Source organism: Ureibacillus sp. FSL K6-0786 (assembly GCF_037965165.1).
GTDB classification, from domain to species: Bacteria; Bacillota; Bacilli; order Bacillales_A; family Planococcaceae; genus Ureibacillus; species Ureibacillus thermosphaericus.
This window is the reverse complement of sequence record NZ_CP150191.1, coordinates 174,578-191,331: the sequence shown is the minus strand read 5'-3', so window position 1 is coordinate 191,331 and position 16,754 is coordinate 174,578. Positions and strand designations below refer to the sequence as shown.

13 protein-coding genes and 3 rRNA genes are annotated in these 16,754 nt (G+C 41.4%); 13 read left to right on the top strand and 3 right to left on the bottom strand.

What is annotated here, in order from left to right; genetic code table 11:
* Nucleotides 1–12 precede the first annotated feature (12 nt).
* The gene (wecB, locus tag NSQ18_RS00995; protein ID WP_016839125.1) at nucleotides 13–1,110 is read left to right on the top strand and encodes a UDP-N-acetylglucosamine 2-epimerase (non-hydrolyzing); all 1,098 of its coding nucleotides are present in this window, start codon (nucleotides 13–15) and stop codon (nucleotides 1,108–1,110) included.
* 166 nt (nucleotides 1,111–1,276) lie between these two features.
* Here the strand turns inward: wecB and NSQ18_RS00990 are convergent, their stop codons facing one another.
* A complete protein-coding gene (locus NSQ18_RS00990; protein WP_083839549.1) occupies nucleotides 1,277–1,549 on the bottom strand; it encodes a Parvovirus coat protein VP1-like protein in 273 nt (90 codons plus the stop codon).
* Nucleotides 1,550–1,875: 326 nt separating this feature from the next.
* Between NSQ18_RS00990 and NSQ18_RS00985 the strand changes: the two genes are divergently transcribed.
* The 4 genes from NSQ18_RS00985 (at nucleotide 1,876) to NSQ18_RS00970 (ending at nucleotide 4,964) form a co-directional block, all read left to right on the top strand.
* Entirely contained in the window at nucleotides 1,876–2,541 is a 666-nt protein-coding gene (locus tag NSQ18_RS00985; protein WP_016839124.1) for a M15 family metallopeptidase, read from the top strand.
* A gap of 305 nt (nucleotides 2,542–2,846) precedes the next feature.
* Nucleotides 2,847–3,278: a BrxA/BrxB family bacilliredoxin gene (locus NSQ18_RS00980; RefSeq protein WP_016839121.1), complete on the top strand. Its 432-nt coding sequence runs from the start codon at nucleotides 2,847–2,849 to the stop codon at nucleotides 3,276–3,278.
* Nucleotides 3,266–4,051: a class I SAM-dependent methyltransferase gene (locus tag NSQ18_RS00975; protein ID WP_339288637.1), complete on the top strand. Its 786-nt coding sequence runs from the start codon at nucleotides 3,266–3,268 to the stop codon at nucleotides 4,049–4,051. Before NSQ18_RS00980 ends, NSQ18_RS00975 begins: the two co-directional genes overlap by 13 nt.
* A 94-nt stretch (nucleotides 4,052–4,145) precedes the next feature.
* A complete protein-coding gene (locus NSQ18_RS00970) occupies nucleotides 4,146–4,964 on the top strand; it encodes a hypothetical protein (protein ID WP_339288636.1) in 819 nt (272 codons plus the stop codon).
* 110 nt (nucleotides 4,965–5,074) lie between these two features.
* Here NSQ18_RS00970 and NSQ18_RS00965 read toward each other — a convergent pair whose 3' ends face one another.
* Nucleotides 5,075–5,221 carry a hypothetical protein gene (locus NSQ18_RS00965; protein ID WP_339288634.1) on the bottom strand — a complete coding sequence of 49 codons (147 nt, stop codon included), beginning with the start codon at nucleotides 5,219–5,221 and terminating at the stop codon, nucleotides 5,075–5,077.
* Nucleotides 5,222–5,323: 102 nt separating this feature from the next.
* Nucleotides 5,324–6,136 carry an EcsC family protein gene (locus NSQ18_RS00960; protein ID WP_339288632.1) on the bottom strand — a complete coding sequence of 271 codons (813 nt, stop codon included), beginning with the start codon at nucleotides 6,134–6,136 and terminating at the stop codon, nucleotides 5,324–5,326.
* A gap of 138 nt (nucleotides 6,137–6,274) precedes the next feature.
* On the opposite strand from NSQ18_RS00960, the gene NSQ18_RS00955 reads away from it, so the two are divergent.
* The 8 genes from NSQ18_RS00955 (at nucleotide 6,275) to rrf (ending at nucleotide 16,738) form a co-directional block, all read left to right on the top strand.
* Nucleotides 6,275–7,246 carry a D-glycerate dehydrogenase gene (locus tag NSQ18_RS00955; RefSeq protein WP_168412841.1) on the top strand — a complete coding sequence of 324 codons (972 nt, stop codon included), beginning with the start codon at nucleotides 6,275–6,277 and terminating at the stop codon, nucleotides 7,244–7,246.
* Nucleotides 7,243–8,370, top strand: coding sequence for a glycerate kinase (locus tag NSQ18_RS00950; protein ID WP_339288629.1), 1,128 nt, complete (start codon nucleotides 7,243–7,245; stop codon nucleotides 8,368–8,370). The genes NSQ18_RS00955 and NSQ18_RS00950 overlap by 4 nt, the downstream gene beginning before the upstream one ends.
* A 298-nt stretch (nucleotides 8,371–8,668) precedes the next feature.
* Complete coding sequence (locus tag NSQ18_RS00945; protein WP_339288627.1) at nucleotides 8,669–9,277, top strand: YpjP family protein; 609 nt, start codon at nucleotides 8,669–8,671, stop codon at nucleotides 9,275–9,277.
* Between the two features lie 164 nt (nucleotides 9,278–9,441).
* Nucleotides 9,442–9,804: a hypothetical protein gene (locus NSQ18_RS00940; protein ID WP_016839113.1), complete on the top strand. Its 363-nt coding sequence runs from the start codon at nucleotides 9,442–9,444 to the stop codon at nucleotides 9,802–9,804.
* Nucleotides 9,805–10,176: 372 nt separating this feature from the next.
* A complete protein-coding gene (locus NSQ18_RS00935) occupies nucleotides 10,177–11,133 on the top strand; it encodes a thymidylate synthase (protein ID WP_016839112.1) in 957 nt (318 codons plus the stop codon).
* Between the two features lie 657 nt (nucleotides 11,134–11,790).
* Nucleotides 11,791–13,343 (top strand): 16S ribosomal RNA (locus tag NSQ18_RS00930).
* Nucleotides 13,344–13,647: 304 nt separating this feature from the next.
* Nucleotides 13,648–16,574 (top strand): 23S ribosomal RNA (locus NSQ18_RS00925).
* Nucleotides 16,575–16,622: 48 nt separating this feature from the next.
* Nucleotides 16,623–16,738 (top strand): 5S ribosomal RNA (gene rrf / locus NSQ18_RS00920).
* Together the 16S, 23S and 5S rRNA genes form the textbook arrangement of a ribosomal RNA operon.
* Nucleotides 16,739–16,754 lie beyond the last annotated feature (16 nt).

Genomic DNA, 16,754 nt, shown 5'->3' with positions numbered 1-16,754 from the left:
GGGGGATGTGAGTTGAAGCTGATTACAATCGTTGGTGCACGGCCGCAATTTATTAAAGCTGCCCCTTTTTCGGATGTGTTTCGAAAGCAGCATCATGAAATTATGATTCATACGGGACAACATTATGATCAAAATATGTCTGATATCTTTTTTCAAGAGCTCTCCATTCCAAAACCCGATTATTATTTAGGAGTTGGTTCTGGAAGTCATGGTTTACAGACGGGGAGAATGCTTGAAAAGATTGAACAGATACTGTTGAAAGAGAAGCCTGATGGAGTGCTTGTATATGGAGACACCAATTCGACATTGGCAGGAGCATTAGCTGCCAGCAAATTGCATATCCCGGTCTTTCATGTTGAGGCGGGACTGCGCAGTTATAATAAACGAATGCCAGAAGAACAAAATCGAGTATTGACCGACCATCTATCGGATTTATTGTTATGTCCTACGAAAACAGCTGTGGAAAATTTGAAAAAGGAAGGGATAACAGACGGGGTTCTTTTAACAGGCGATATTATGGTCGATGCTGTTAATCGATTTATGAATATATCAAATAAACGCTATTCAAACAGTAAATGGTTAGAAACATTGAAAGCTGAAAATCCACATATTCCGCTTTTGAAAGAAAAAGAATATTATCTTGCTACGATTCACCGCGCAGAAAACACAGATGATTTAATGAAATTACAAACGATTTTCACTGCTTTAGAAAGGTTGGATAAACCAGTACTCATACCGCTGCATCCAAGAACGCAAAAATTGGTGGAAAAATTAAATATTTCGTTTCGAAACGTAACAATTATTCAACCAGTAGGATATTTGTTAATGCTTTATTTAACAAAAAATGCTTATATGGTGGTGACGGATTCGGGCGGTCTTCAAAAGGAAGCCTATCTTTTAAAAACGCCTTGCACGACGCTAAGGGATCAAACAGAGTGGATTGAAACGTTAGAAAATGGTTGGAATTGTTTATGTCCAATCAATGTTCATTCGATAATGGAAAAGGCGTCCAGAAAATTAGACTGCTTGAATCATGCACAACCTCAAGTATTTGGAGATGGCAATGCAGCGCAGCGCATTTGTCAGGCGATTGTAAATAACTTTGCATAATTAGCGTACTGATTAAAGGTACGCTTTTTCATTAAATTGAAAGAGGCGATTGTAGACATAAAAAAAGACGCTTTTTATAAAAAGGCTGTTTTTTAATATTGCGTGTTCCTAAACTTTTTCAGTATTTAAACGTAAACAGCATATAAAAAACGTCCTTTAGCCCTTACTAGAAAAAGAAGTTACGAATTTTCATGACGTTAGAGAATAGTCTTGCATCCCGTGCCATTCTGCCGTAGTAAGGATGTTTATAAGGTGCTAAACATTGTTGAAACAAATCATCACAATAGCGGCATGGTCCGTACATTGCGTAACAAATATCGTGTTGTAAACAACAAAAGTCGACGGGATTTGTTGGTGCACCCGGTCCAGAACAACCCGGTCCGCAGTAACGATAACCAGGATAGCAGAAACCGAATGGCGATCTACGACGTTGGAACATTTGATATCCCCCATTTCCAATATAACTAGTATATATTTATACTATGGCAAAAATGAAGATTGAGTAGGGCATACATATAGATCTTCCATAACTTTATAAGATTAAGAGGGTAAAAAGTGTCTATCAAATTTAAATGAAAACTTATAAACTCAATTGCAGATAAATAGGAGAAGAGCTGCTCTTTGTAATGGATATGCTAAGGAGCAGCTCTATTTTTTATTTATAAATAATTAATATCGATCGCAATAAAAAACTATAAATTTTAAACTTGCCGGCACTTTTTAGAGAGTTTTGGATATATATAAGTCAGAAGGGTGGTGAATTACATGAGTGTAACAACAGTGATTCGTGATTTGTCTCAACTATTGCCCGTAGCACAAACTGCTTGCAAGTTGCTGTTTCAAGAATGCTATAAAGCGGGGATTCGAGATATTTTTATTACAGAAACTTACCGAACGCAGGAACGACAAAATTATTTATATCAGCAAGGTCGCAGTCGTCCAGGCTCAATAATCACATGGACCTTAAACAGCAGACACACAAGCCGCTTAGCGTGGGATATCGCAGTAGCACCACCTAAAGATCTTTACGATGTGACTACGTTGAATAAAGTTGGCGCCATTGCTCGTAAACTGGGCATTACTTGGGGTGGAGATTGGGTCGGCAGTGTCGATCGTCCTCATTTTGAAGTAACTCCATCTTGGACGATGCCAAAGGGTTATAAATTAGAAGGTACGGTGATTGTGCCAACAACGAGCAAGTTAAAAGTGCAGCTCATTATCGATGAAAAAGATATTGAAAAGGGGGAAGCAGGCGTGTGGGATCCAAAATCACCGACGATGTATTCAGCAGCTGAACAAATGCTGGAACAAGCAGTTAAAGAAGGACTCATTCAATCGTATCACTTAGATGACCTTCGAAATAAAAAAATGACAGCTGATCGATTACTCGGTTTATATATTACGATTCAGCAAAGAAGGAATAAAAAGTAGAGCGATGAAGCTTTGATAAATACACTTTATATGAAAAAATGGTGGGTGAACAGGTGAAACACCTATGTTCATCTATTTTTTTACAGTGAATGGCTACTTAGAAAAGGAAGAATTATGTTCTAACACTAATCTAGAGGACAACCTTTAATTAAAAGCAATTGATTGTCCTTTCCTGATTTCCGTGTGTTATTCTCTCAAAAGGTAGGTTTCAATAATTAAAAAAAATATAAAAGCAACTTTCTGTCAAACTATGCAAAACCTTGATATAATAAGTTTTGCGAAAAAATATGAAAGGGTGCGAAACGATGAACGCTTACGAAGAATATATGCAAGCCATCGTGAAGCCAATGCGTCAAGAATTGGTGGACGTTGGATTTAAAGAATTAACAACAGCAGATGAAGTCAATGAATTTATGGCAACAGCGAAAGGGGTATCGCTTGTTGTGATTAACTCCGTATGTGGTTGTGCGGCTGGAAGTGCACGTCCAGCAGTAAGAGAAGCAATTAAAGAAATCAAACCAGATCACTTAGTGACGGTATTTGCTGGACAAGACCGCGAAGCAACAGCGGCAATGCGTGCATACTTTGAAGATATTCCGCCAAGTTCCCCATCCATTGCTATTTTACGTGATGGACAATTGGAATACTTTATTCCAAGAGAACAAATTGAAGGTTTTTCAGTGGAACAAATCCGTGACCATATTACGGGCGTGTTAAAACAAGCATGCGGAAAGTAATTGTGACGACGGCAGGTAGGCCAGATGAAGAGTCTTTTCAGTTGGCAAAACAAATTAGCGAAGAACTTCATGTTCGTTATGTTCCGCGAAAGAAACGTTCTGTTGCGAAAATCGGCAATCTTTATCAAGCCAATGTGATTGTTGCCGGGAAAAATCGGTTCGAGTATTATGCGAAAGGCTCTTCAACGCCTTTCTTTTTTCATCCTGATACGGCTGCTTTTCGTTTGAAGCGGTTAGAGAGAGGGGAAACGGAGCCGTTCATTGAGTCTTGTGGGCTGCAACCTGGCGATTCATTTCTTGACTGTACCTTAGGAATTGGTTCAGATGCGATTATTGCTTCTTTTGCTGTTGGCGAAAGTGGAAAAGTGGTAGGTGTGGAAGTAGATCCTATCATTTCTTATCTTGTCCGGAGAGGATTAAAAGAATATGAAACGACAGACCCAGTGCTAAAACAAGCGATGGAGCGGATTCAGGTTATTCATGCTGAGGCAGTTGAATTTTTAAAGAAGCAGCCAGATAGTTCCTTTGATGTTGTATATCTTGATCCGATGTTTGAGGAAACTATTGAAGAATCAAATAACTTTGAATCGCTAAGAGAAGTCGGCAGCCATCATCCATTAACGGAAGAATGGGTAAAGGAAGCGTATCGTGTGGCGAAAAAGCGGGTGGTGTTAAAAGCTCATTTTCGTTCAACTCATTTTGAAGACTTGGGTTTTGAGCGAAAAGTGCGCTTGACATCGAAATTCCACTACGGGGTATTAGAAAAAAATTAATTGCTGATTACAGCAAGCATATAAAGTATAAAAAGAGCGAATATGGCAAGTTCGCTCTTTTTTGTGTAGGTGCGGATGGGGAGTAGTAAATATTATGATTGAAGTAGTCGCTTGTGCGAATGGGAAATCAACTTGTGTAGATAAAGTAGTCGCTTGTGCGAATGGGAAATCAACTTGTGTAGATAAAGTGTTCACTCGTGCGTATGAGAAATTAACTAGTGCAGATAAAGTATTCACTTGTGCGAATGATATTTCATCTTGTGTAGATAAAGTATTCACTCGTGCGTATGGGATACTAACTAGTGCAGATAAAGTGTTCGCTTGTGCGTATGGTATCTTAACTTGTGTAGATGAAGTAGCCGCTTGTGCGTATGGGATTTCATCTTGTGTAGATAAAGTATTCACTCGTGCGTATGAGAAATTAACTAGTGCAGATAAAGTGTTCGCTTGTGCGTATGGGAGACCAACTTGTGTAGATAAAGTATTCACTCGTGCGTATGAGAAATTAACTAGTGCAGATAAAGTGTTCGCTTGTGCGTATGGTATCTTAACTTGTGTAGATGAAGTAGCCGCTTGTGCGTATGGGATTTCATCTTGTGTAGATAAAGTATTCACTCGTGCGTATGAGAAATTAACTAGTGCAGATAAAGTGTTCGCTTGTGCGTATGGGAGACCAACTTGTGTAGATAAAGTATTCACTCGTGCGTATGAGAAATTAACTAGTGCAGATAAAGTGTTCGCTTGTGCGTATGGGAGACCAACTTGTGTAGATAAAGTATTCACTCGTGCGTATGGAATCTCAACTAGTGCAGATAAAGTACTCCCTCGTATATATAGCATCCCAACATGTGCAGAAGAAGCCCTCACTCGTGCGTATAGGAACAAGCTTTCTCGTGCGAATGGAGCAGTATAACTTGTATTGATCAAATATTCACCATGCTCCAAATAGATGTTTCCAATCTACTTTTACACATTTACTAAGCGTATTTTCATTCATTTTCCATATAAAAAGACACTCGCCCATTATTGTGATCGAGTGTCTTTTTGTAATTGTTCTATTTTTTGCTTAAACCATTCTTCTACTGTTAACCCACTGGATTGAATCTCTCTTTGTAGTTGTTCATAGTACAATTCAGCAACTTTTATTGTAAATATTATATTTTTCTTCATGATTTCCCCCTAATCGATGCGTAATGAAGAATTCATCGAAACATGATGTCGCCAACGCGCTTTTATTTTCGCTAGATCCAAATCGGTGCGTTATGAAAAAATTCATCGAAACCCTCCAACAGACAATTCTTTTAATCTTTCCTTCACTCTTCTTTTCCGATAAAGCATGTTGCCAGTTTCTGCGATGTTTTCAATCATACCTTTATTGGCGAAAGCTCCGAATAGTATGCCGGCAATCGGTATCGCTTGGAAGAATTTTTTCCAACCAAATTGATCACGGAACGTATAAAACACTTCTTGCCATCCTTTTAATTGCTGGATTACATCCGTAGAGGATTGTTTATCCATTTCCGACAATTCTTTTAAGATGGCTTCCTTTCCAACAATATCTGCATTTGCAAATTGCAAACATTTCACGATAAATATGCGTTCTATTTTATCATTTGGATCATATCCATAAATTATGGCAATTTCCTGAAGGGTTTTCAAGGAAATTCCCAATATCACAGGAATATCGACTACAAGAGTAAATAATCCGCCTACTCCCGTTGAAGCTCCTTGCACCGTTGCAATTGCTGCGCGTTTTTTCGAAAGCTGCTCGGAAATCTTTTTCATCTCTTCAATCGGCAAATTTCGAATCTCTTCTATCGAGTGGATATTTTTAACAGAGGAATGTTGATTGATTCTTTTAATGATAGCTTGTTCACTGACTAAATATTTTCCGCCTGTTTGAATGTAGCTTCCTAATTCATCCACTAATTCAGCAACTTTTTTTTGAATCCATTTTGGTGTCAATTTATCTAAAATTTTAAAGGGGATTCTACCGATTTTTTCCCAAAAAAATAAATCTTTTTGTTCCTTTTCCCATGCTTCAATCTCTTGTAAATAGGCCAATAATTGCTCCTTTGTTTCCAATATTCATTCTCCTATTCGTTTTTACCATGCATTATTTGTAGCTGTTTCCTATTTATACGAGTTCCTTTTCGAAAAAGTTTCGACAGAAGGATTATTAAAAAAAACCGAGAATATGTATGTAGAAGAGGAGTGGTAGAAATGTTTAAGATTTTTGTGACGAGTAAAATTAGTGATTCAGCATTAAACATATTAAAATCTGTGGGTGAAGTGGAAGTTTGGGAAAAGGAAGAAACGTTGAATGGGCCAGCGTTACTCGAAAAAATAAAAGATCAAGATGCCGTGCTTTCGATGGTCAACAATTTCATTACAGATGACATTTTACAACAAGCATCAAAGTTAAAAGTTATCGGCAATTGCGGTGTTGGCTATAACAATATCGATATTGCTTCTGCGGAAAAACGTGGCATCGTCGTAACAAACACGCCAGATGTTCTAAATGATGCAACGGCAGACCTTACATGGGCACTGATTCTTGGAATGGCAAGAAGAATTGTTGAAGCCGATCATTTCGTTCGGGAAGGGAAGTTTACCGGCTGGCTTCCGCATTTATTTATCGGCAATATGGTATATGGAAAGAAATTAGGCATCATAGGGATGGGGAGAATTGGGTCAGCTGTATGTCAAAGAGCAAAAGGGTTCAATATGAAGGTTTACTATTATAATCGAAATCCGTTGCCGAAAGAAAAGGAACAAGAATACAATGCACGATATGTCGATTTGGAAACGTTGTTAAAAGAGTGCGATTATATCACAATCCATGCACCATTAAATGAAGAATCTTATCATTTGATTGGGCGAGAAGAATTACATCTCATGAAAAAAGATGCTTATTTAATTAATACATCCCGTGGGCCATTAATTGATGAACAAGCGTTATATGAACATTTAAAAGAAGGAAAAATTGCTGGGGCGGCACTCGATGTGTACGAACATGAACCGAAAATTGTGGAAGGGTTGTTGGCGTTAGATAATGTCATCTTGCTTCCTCATATTGGCAGTGCTACATATGAAACGAGAACAAAAATGGCGGAACTCGCTGCGAACAATATTGCCAATGTGTTATCGGGTAAAGAACCGATTACGCCTGTGACGAAAGGTTTGAAAATATGAGAGTTTTAGTTGCACCGGATTCCTTTAAAGGCTCTCTTTCATCAATTGAATTGTGCCAAACAATTCGCCATGGGATGAACAAGGTCATGGATGCAGAAGTAATCGAAGTTCCGATTTCTGATGGAGGAGAAGGTTTTTTAGAAAGCATCTGTTCTGTGCATCCATTCCAAGTGGAGTTGGTAAACGTCAAAGATCCGTTGGGGAGAACGATTCAAGGAAAAATGGCGTTTGACTTACAAAAACGAACGGCGTTTATCGAGATGGCAAAAAGTACAGGGTTAACACATGTATCGGAGGATGAACGAAATCCCTATCAATCATTTAGCTACGGGGTAGGAAATTTTATTTTATATGGTTTAGATAAAGGCTGTCGTACCTTTATTATCGGCCTTGGCGGTAGTGCTACGAATGATGCGGGTGTTGGGATGCTTTTGGAATTGGGCGTGTCGTTCAGAGATGTTCACAATAAACCTGTAGAAATTGAATCATTAACGGATATCCAAAAAATTGCTTCACTTGATTTACAAAAGGTTGATCCGAGGCTATTTGAATGTGAATTTATTTTGGCGACGGATGTAAATAATCCTCTTTGTGGAGAGCAGGGGGCGACTTTCGTATTCGGACCGCAAAAAGGCATTGCCAAAGAGCGTTTAAACGAAATTGATGGAATCCTTGAACATTATGGAAAAGTATTAGAAAAAGAATTTCGTAAGGAGATTGTAAGTCGCGAAGGCGTTGGTGCTGCTGGGGGAATTACTGCATCCTTTTTGGCACTTTTTAAAACGCAAATTAGACAAGGCATTGACATATTAATAGAATATTTACAATTAGATCAGTTGCTTCCTACGGTGGATTTCGTTATAACAGGGGAGGGGAAACTAGATCATCAAACCCTTAATGGAAAAGTAATCAAAGGAATTTGTGAACTTGCCAATCAGCATCATATCCCGGTTGTGGCGGTTTGCGGCAATATTGAATTATCGAGAAATGAAATAAGAGAATTAGGATTATCCGCGGCTTTCTCAATATGTAAAGGACCGAGTTCGATAGAAGAATCAATGAAAGATGCAAAACAACTTGTGTTGGAACTAGTTGAGAATATCGCAGAGTTGCTGAGAATTTAAGTGTAACTGCACTGCTACTCTATCAAAGATTCATAGCAGTGCTCCTCCTATAAACAAAAAAAGCCACGAGACGCAGCTTTTTTCATGACTTATTTAGAAAAGCAGAATGAAGTTAAGTATCCTAAATAAAGAACAAGACCAATGGCAATAGTAATTGAGGCCATTCCTTATCCCTCCTTAATAGAAAACAATGGTCAATTCCCTAGTAATTTTACTATGAAAACTTAAATAAGGAAACCTTTTTCATAGAAAATCGTAAATAATGATAGTAGATTTGTATAGAAAGCTGGTGAGGTCCTTGAAAAAGTGGTGGCAAAAAGCACTCGTATTTACCGTTGCCTTATTAACATTAGGGTTCATTACGCCTGATCATTCCATTTGGGATGTATTAGAAAATGGACAAGACTCGAATCGAACGCCAAGTTCCGATTATAAAAATGTTGAAGAAGCAAATGAAAGTATTGAAGAATCTTATATAGAAGAAAGTAACGAGTCGATTGAATCAATTGATCCAATTGATTCAATTATTCAACTTGCACGTGAACAATCATACATAAAATTTGGTTCAAAAATTACGCCGGTGATTGAAGATGAATTCGAACAACAGATTTTCCCAAATATAGAAAGAATTATTTCTACTACCTTATCAAATTTGGATGATGAATCAAAACGTTATTTAACAATTTCTGAAAAACCGGGCGGAAATTATTCTGAAAAAATATTTCATATTACGGATGGTATAAGCGGAAAAGACTTACTTCGATTCCATGTTCGTACGGAAAAGCGTCCTCAAGAAGGATATTATTACAACTTCCATTATCATACTCACGAGGATCATTTTGCATCCCATCATACGATTGGGGATATTTACTATTCTAAAAATACTCCACCTAAATGGCTTTCTTAATATCCAATATCACCTAAAAATGGGTGGTATTTTTTTATTTTCAAAAATTGGGGATATATTGTCAAATATATCTTTTTTTCATTTTATATCCAATTTCTTAAAAAATAGGCTAAACAATACTACTATTATACCGATATACTTTTATGCCAAGGAGGTCTTTAGTAGTGTTGTTGAGCAACTTGATTATTAGGATAAATGGCGCTGTTGATGCATTAGATTATGGTACAGCTCGTAGATACATAGAGGAAAACTTTGATACTGTTTATGAAAATAGACATTTGCTTAACAGTAATGCTCGGGAAATTCTTTTATTTGTTCAGCAGAAATTTGAATCGGTGGAACAAACGTTAACAAAAGAAGAATTACATGCCATTACTGTCATTAATACTTATGCAAGTCGATTCGATATTAGCGGATTAAAGATATTTTTAAGAGAAAAAGAACAATTATTATTAAGGGAAAATACACTAAAAAATTTGAATAGCGATGCAAAAATATTGTTATCAAGTATGGGAATGATAAAATGAAATAGTTCCAATGAGGACATTTGGTAAAAGACAAATGGAGAAGCTGATTCGAGTTCATTGAATCAGCTTTTCGTTTTTTTATTGTTAATTTGTAAAGCAAAGGGTTGTTAAGTATATTGTATATAAAATAAGTCCGATACCAATTAAAAAATCTGCATCCATTATAATCCCTCCGATTGAAGATATGTTTAGAAAGTAATTATATGCAACATTTTACAAATCCATTCATTTTTCATTTGAAACCAATCTCTTTTCTTTTATGATATGATAAGAAAAGTTCTTTTTTCGATGACGCAATATTATTTCATAAATTGCTGTAAGTTTGGAAAAATGATTACGAACTAGAATTTTCATAGACGGGAGTGTATTGATATGCGCCATCCTGAGTATGCGTATTTAGATTTATTGCAACATATCTTAGATACGGGAGTGAAAAAAGAAGATCGAACAGGGACAGGAACAATCAGCATTTTTGGTTATCAAATGCGCTTTGATTTAAGCAAAGGTTTTCCATTATTAACTACGAAGCGCGTACCTTTTAAACTGATTGCTAGCGAATTGTTATGGTTTATTAAAGGTGATACAAATATTCGGTATTTACTCGAGCATAATAACCACATTTGGGATGAATGGGCGTTTAAAAAGTGGGTTGAATCAAGTGAGTATAATGGACCGGATATGACCGACTTCGGATTACGTGCAGCAAAGGATGAAGAGTTTGCAAAAGTGTTAGATGAGCAAATGAAAATCTTCCATGAAAAAGTACTAACGGATGATGAATTTTCAAAAAAATATGGTGAGTTAGGTCCGGTATATGGAAAACAATGGAGAAGTTGGCCTAGTGACAACGGTGAAACGATTGACCAATTAAAAAATGTGATTGAGCAAATTAAGCGAAATCCAAATTCCCGCCGATTAATTGTCTCTGCATGGAATCCAGCAGAAGTGGATGAAATGGCGCTACCACCTTGCCATACGTTATTCCAATTTTATGTGGCAGAAGGGAAATTATCATGTCAACTATATCAACGTAGTGCAGACGTGTTTTTAGGTGTGCCGTTTAATATTGCTTCTTATGCATTGTTGACGTATTTAATCGCTCATGAATGCGGACTTGAAGTAGGAGAGTTTATTCATAGCTTTGGCGATACACATATTTATTTAAATCATATAGAACAAGTGAAGGAACAGCTTTCTAGAGAACCGAAAGCCCTCCCGACGCTAAAAATTAATCCTGAGAAAAAATCGGTATTTGATATCGAGTTGGATGACTTGTCGATTGAAGGGTATGACCCACATCCAACCATCAAAGCGCCTGTAGCAGTTTAAGAGTAATAATGTATTTGATTTGATAAAAGCCACAAAAGAATGGAAAACTTCCATTACTTTGTGGCTTTGTTTGCTACAATTAAATATAAGAGAGAGAATTTGAAGGAAATGAGTTACGATCAAGTGTTATACACGATTTAAAGAAAAATCAAAAGGATTGTAATGAAGGTATAAAAAATGAATTGATAACATTAAGGATAATAAGGACTACAGTTAGATTACACAATTATGGATTTTTGATGGAGTAAATAGCTAGACAGTAGATATAAGAGAGAAGAATATTCTTTGTAAAATTAGAATATGATTCTATATTTTATTTACATTCAATGAAAAAATTTTTGAAATTGGGGTTGCATTATTTATATTAATTTGTTACATTATAAATCCAGTCGTTAATCCGACTAAAAAATATCAATAAATGATTTACATGATGAGTTGTAACATAATAATGATAGTTTCCCTTATCTGAATGAATAGCTATTAAAAATATAGTTGATAACAAAAGGGAACTGTGTTATAATATAAAAGTTGTCAAAAAATGACGAAATGAACCTTGAAAACTGAACAACAAAACGTTAATGCAATAAATTATCTAGTTGTTAACCCTCGTTAACAAACTAGATTCGGACATTAAATTTTGAGCAAATCAAATTTTCTTTTATGGAGAGTTTGATCCTGGCTCAGGACGAACGCTGGCGGCGTGCCTAATACATGCAAGTCGAGCGAACCAATTGAAAGCCTAGCTTTCATGAGGTTAGCGGCGGACGGGTGAGTAACACGTGGGTAACCTGCCCTATAGACTGGGATAACTCGCGGAAACGCGTGCTAATACCGGATAACACATCAAAGTGCATGCTTTGATGTTGAAAGATGGTTCTGCTATCACTATAGGATGGGCCCGCGGCGCATTAGCTTGTTGGTGGGGTAACGGCCTACCAAGGCGACGATGCGTAGCCGACCTGAGAGGGTGATCGGCCACACTGGGACTGAGACACGGCCCAGACTCCTACGGGAGGCAGCAGTAGGGAATCTTCCACAATGGGCGAAAGCCTGATGGAGCAACGCCGCGTGAGCGAAGAAGGTCTTCGGATCGTAAAGCTCTGTTGTAAGGGAAGAACAAGTGCAGTAGTAACTGGCTGCACCTTGACGGTACCTTACTAGAAAGCCACGGCTAACTACGTGCCAGCAGCCGCGGTAATACGTAGGTGGCAAGCGTTGTCCGGAATTATTGGGCGTAAAGCGCGCGCAGGCGGTCTCTTAAGTCTGATGTGAAAGCCCCCGGCTTAACCGGGGAGGGTCATTGGAAACTGGGAGACTTGAGTGCAGGAGAGGGAAGCGGAATTCCATGTGTAGCGGTGAAATGCGTAGAGATATGGAGGAACACCAGTGGCGAAGGCGGCTTCCTGGCCTGTAACTGACGCTGAGGCGCGAAAGCGTGGGGAGCAAACAGGATTAGATACCCTGGTAGTCCACGCCGTAAACGATGAGTGCTAAGTGTTAGGGGGTTTCCACCCCTTAGTGCTGCAGCTAACGCATTAAGCACTCCGCCTGGGGAGTACGGTCGCAAGACTGAAACTCAAAGGAATTGACGGGGGCCCGCACAAGCGGTGGAGCATGTGGTTTAATTCGAAGCAACGCGAAGAACCTTACCAGGTCTTGACATCCCGCTGACCGCTATGGAGACATAGCCTTCCCTTCGGGGACAGCGGTGACAGGTGGTGCATGGTTGTCGTCAGCTCGTGTCGTGAGATGTTGGGTTAAGTCCCGCAACGAGCGCAACCCTTGTCCTTAGTTGCCATCATTCAGTTGGGCACTCTAAGGAGACTGCCGTACAAATACGGAGGAAGGTGGGGATGACGTCAAATCATCATGCCCCTTATGACCTGGGCTACACACGTGCTACAATGGACGGTACAAACGGTCGCGAAGTCGCGAGACGGAGCCAATCCGAAAAAACCGTTCTCAGTTCGGATTGCAGGCTGCAACTCGCCTGCATGAAGCCGGAATCGCTAGTAATCGCGGATCAGCATGCCGCGGTGAATACGTTCCCGGGCCTTGTACACACCGCCCGTCACACCACGAGAGTCTGTAACACCCGAAGTCGGTGAGGTAACCCTTTCGGGAGCCAGCCGCCGAAGGTGGGACAGATGATTGGGGTGAAGTCGTAACAAGGTAGCCGTATCGGAAGGTGCGGCTGGATCACCTCCTTTCTAAGGATATTTACGGAAGCATTAGCGTTTTGTGTTCAGTTTTGAAGGTTTATGACCTTCAAAGTTATAGTGTTGTTCTTTGAAAACTGGATAAACGACATTGAAAGCAAGATATTTACTGTAAAGCGCAAACAACTAGGCTAACACGACGTAAATGCGACGTGGATTAAAAGCCATAAGGGTTGCGAGACGTAAGCAAGACAAGGAAATGAGCGAGTGAGAACCGGAGTGTACTATATGCGTACATGAGGATTCGAACGAGCGAAATTGACGAAGTATTGCGCAGCGTATCGAAAACCGAAAAGGTTAAGTTGTTAAGGGCGCACGGTGGATGCCTTGGCACTAGGAGCCGATGAAGGACGGGACTAACACCGATATGCTTCGGGGAGCTGTAAGTAAGCTTTGATCCGGAGATTTCCGAATGGGGGAACCCACTGTTCGTAATGGAACAGTATCTTAACGTGAATCCATAGCGTTAAGAAGGCACACCCAGGGAACTGAAACATCTAAGTACCTGGAGGAGAAGAAAGAAAAATCGATTCCCTGAGTAGCGGCGAGCGAAACGGGAACAGCCCAAACCAAGAGGCTTGCCTCTTGGGGTTGTAGGACACTCTATACGGAGTTACAAAAGGATGGGTTAGACGAACCGTTCTGGAAAGGACGGCCAGAGAAGGTAAAAGCCCTGTAGTCGAAAATCCATCCTCTCCTGAGTGGATCCTGAGTACGGCGGAACACGTGAAATTCCGTCGGAATCCGGGAGGACCATCTCCCAAGGCTAAATACTCCCTAGTGACCGATAGTGAACCAGTACCGTGAGGGAAAGGTGAAAAGCACCCCGGGAGGGGAGTGAAAGAGAACCTGAAACCGTGTGCCTACAAGTAGTCAGAGCCCGTTAACGGGTGATGGCGTGCCTTTTGTAGAATGAACCGGCGAGTTACGATTACGTGCAAGGTTAAGCAGAAAATGCGGAGCCGCAGCGAAAGCGAGTCTGAATAGGGCGTTTTGAGTACGTGGTCGTAGACCCGAAACCAGGTGATCTACCCATGTCCAGGGTGAAGGTGAGGTAACACTCACTGGAGGCCCGAACCCACGCACGTTGAAAAGTGCGGGGATGAGGTGTGGGTAGCGGAGAAATTCCAATCGAACTTGGAGATAGCTGGTTCTCTCCGAAATAGCTTTAGGGCTAGCCTCGTGTGAAGAATACTGGAGGTAGAGCACTGTTTGGACTAGGGGCCCACCTCGGGTTACCGAATTCAGACAAACTCCGAATGCCAGCTATTTATACACGGGAGTCAGACTACGAGTGATAAGATCCGTGGTCAAAAGGGAAACAGCCCAGACCACCAGCTAAGGTCCCAAAGTAATCGTTAAGTGGAAAAGGATGTGGCGTTGCTTAGACAACCAGGATGTTGGCTTAGAAGCAGCCATCATTTAAAGAGTGCGTAATAGCTCACTGGTCGAGTGACGCTGCGCCGAAAATGTATCGGGGCTAAACGATTCACCGAAGCTGTGGATTCGTGCGTTGCACGAGTGGTAGGAGAGCGTTCTAAGTGCGTCGAAGTCAGACCGGAAGGACTGGTGGAGCGCTTAGAAGTGAGAATGCCGGTATGAGTAGCGAAAGATGGGTGAGAATCCCATCCACCGAATGACTAAGGTTTCCTGAGGAAGGCTCGTCCGCTCAGGGTTAGTCGGGACCTAAGTCGAGGCCGAAAGGCGTAGACGATGGACAACAGGTTGATATTCCTGTACCACCTCCCCGCCGTTTGAGTGATGGGGGGACGCAGGAGGATAGGGAATGCACGCCGTTGGTCGAGCGTGTCCAAGCAGCAAGGCGTGGAAGTAGGCAAATCCGCTTCCTAATACGCTGAGCTGTGATGGGGAGCGCGTTACGCGCGAAGTTCCTGATTTCACACTGCCAAGAAAAGCCTCTAGCGAGGCGGGAGGTGCCCGTACCGCAAACCGACACAGGTAGTCGAGGAGAGAATCCTAAGGTGAGCGAGAGAACTCTCGTTAAGGAACTCGGCAAAATGACCCCGTAACTTCGGGAGAAGGGGTGCTCATTGGGGTGCAAGCCCTGATGAGCCGCAGTGAATAGGCCCAGGCGACTGTTTAGCAAAAACACAGGTCTCTGCAAAACCGTAAGGTGAAGTATAGGGGCTGACGCCTGCCCGGTGCTGGAAGGTTAAGAGGAGGAGTTAGCGCAAGCGAAGCTCCGAATTGAAGCCCCAGTAAACGGCGGCCGTAACTATAACGGTCCTAAGGTAGCGAAATTCCTTGTCGGGTAAGTTCCGACCCGCACGAAAGGCGTAACGATCTGGGCACTGTCTCAACGAGAGACTCGGTGAAATTATAGTACCTGTGAAGATGCAGGTTACCCGCGACAGGACGGAAAGACCCCGTGGAGCTTTACTGTAACCTGATATTGAATTTCGGTGCAACTTGTACAGGATAGGTAGGAGCCGTAGAAGGGGGAGCGCCAGCTTCCCTGGAGGCGCCCTTGGGATACTACCCTGGTTGTACTGAAATTCTAACCCGCAAGCCTGATCGGCTTGGGAGACAGTGTCAGGTGGACAGTTTGACTGGGGCGGTCGCCTCCTAAAAGGTAACGGAGGCGCCCAAAGGTTCCCTCAGAATGGTTGGAAATCATTCGCAGAGTGTAAAGGCATAAGGGAGCTTGACTGCGAGACCTACAAGTCGAGCAGGGTCGAAAGACGGGCTTAGTGATCCGGTGGTTCCGCATGGAAGGGCCATCGCTCAACGGATAAAAGCTACCCCGGGGATAACAGGCTTATCTCCCCCAAGAGTCCACATCGACGGGGAGGTTTGGCACCTCGATGTCGGCTCATCGCATCCTGGGGCTGTAGTCGGTCCCAAGGGTTGGGCTGTTCGCCCATTAAAGCGGTACGCGAGCTGGGTTCAGAACGTCGTGAGACAGTTCGGTCCCTATCCGTCGTGGGCGTAGGAAATTTGAGAGGAGCTGTCCTTAGTACGAGAGGACCGGGATGGACACACCGCTGGTGTACCAGTTGTCTTGCCAAAGGCACCGCTGGGTAGCTATGTGTGGACGGGATAAGTGCTGAAAGCATCTAAGCATGAAGCCCCCCTCAAGATGAGATTTCCCATTGCATAAGCAAGTAAGATCCCTCAAAGACGATGAGGTAGATAGGTCCGAGGTGGAAGCACGGTGACGTGTGGAGCTGACGGATACTAATCGATCGAGGACTTAACCAATCATTTCAATGTCGTTATCCAGTTTTGAGAGAACAACCTCTCATATAGTGAAGTGACGATGGCGAAGAGGTCACACCCGTTCCCATACCGAACACGGAAGTTAAGCTCTTCAGCGCCGATGGTAGTAAGGGGCTTCCCCTTGTGAGAGTAGGACGTCGCTTCGCAAAAAGGCACCACAAT

Excerpts from the sequence above, each read along its gene's own strand:
- NSQ18_RS00965 (WP_339288634.1), bottom strand. The coding sequence starts at position 5,221 with ATGAAGAAAAATATAATATTTACAATAAAAGTTGCTGAATTGTACTAT.
- NSQ18_RS00950 (WP_339288629.1), top strand. The coding sequence starts at position 7,243 with ATGAGAGTTTTAGTTGCACCGGATTCCTTTAAAGGCTCTCTTTCATCA.
- NSQ18_RS00990 (WP_083839549.1), bottom strand. The coding sequence starts at position 1,549 with ATGTTCCAACGTCGTAGATCGCCATTCGGTTTCTGCTATCCTGGTTAT.
- NSQ18_RS00975 (WP_339288637.1), top strand. The coding sequence starts at position 3,266 with ATGCGGAAAGTAATTGTGACGACGGCAGGTAGGCCAGATGAAGAGTCT.
- NSQ18_RS00970 (WP_339288636.1), top strand. The coding sequence starts at position 4,146 with ATGATTGAAGTAGTCGCTTGTGCGAATGGGAAATCAACTTGTGTAGAT.
- NSQ18_RS00955 (WP_168412841.1), top strand. The coding sequence starts at position 6,275 with ATGTTTAAGATTTTTGTGACGAGTAAAATTAGTGATTCAGCATTAAAC.
- NSQ18_RS00935 (WP_016839112.1), top strand. The coding sequence starts at position 10,177 with ATGCGCCATCCTGAGTATGCGTATTTAGATTTATTGCAACATATCTTA.
- NSQ18_RS00985 (WP_016839124.1), top strand. The coding sequence starts at position 1,876 with ATGAGTGTAACAACAGTGATTCGTGATTTGTCTCAACTATTGCCCGTA.
- NSQ18_RS00980 (WP_016839121.1), top strand. The coding sequence starts at position 2,847 with ATGAACGCTTACGAAGAATATATGCAAGCCATCGTGAAGCCAATGCGT.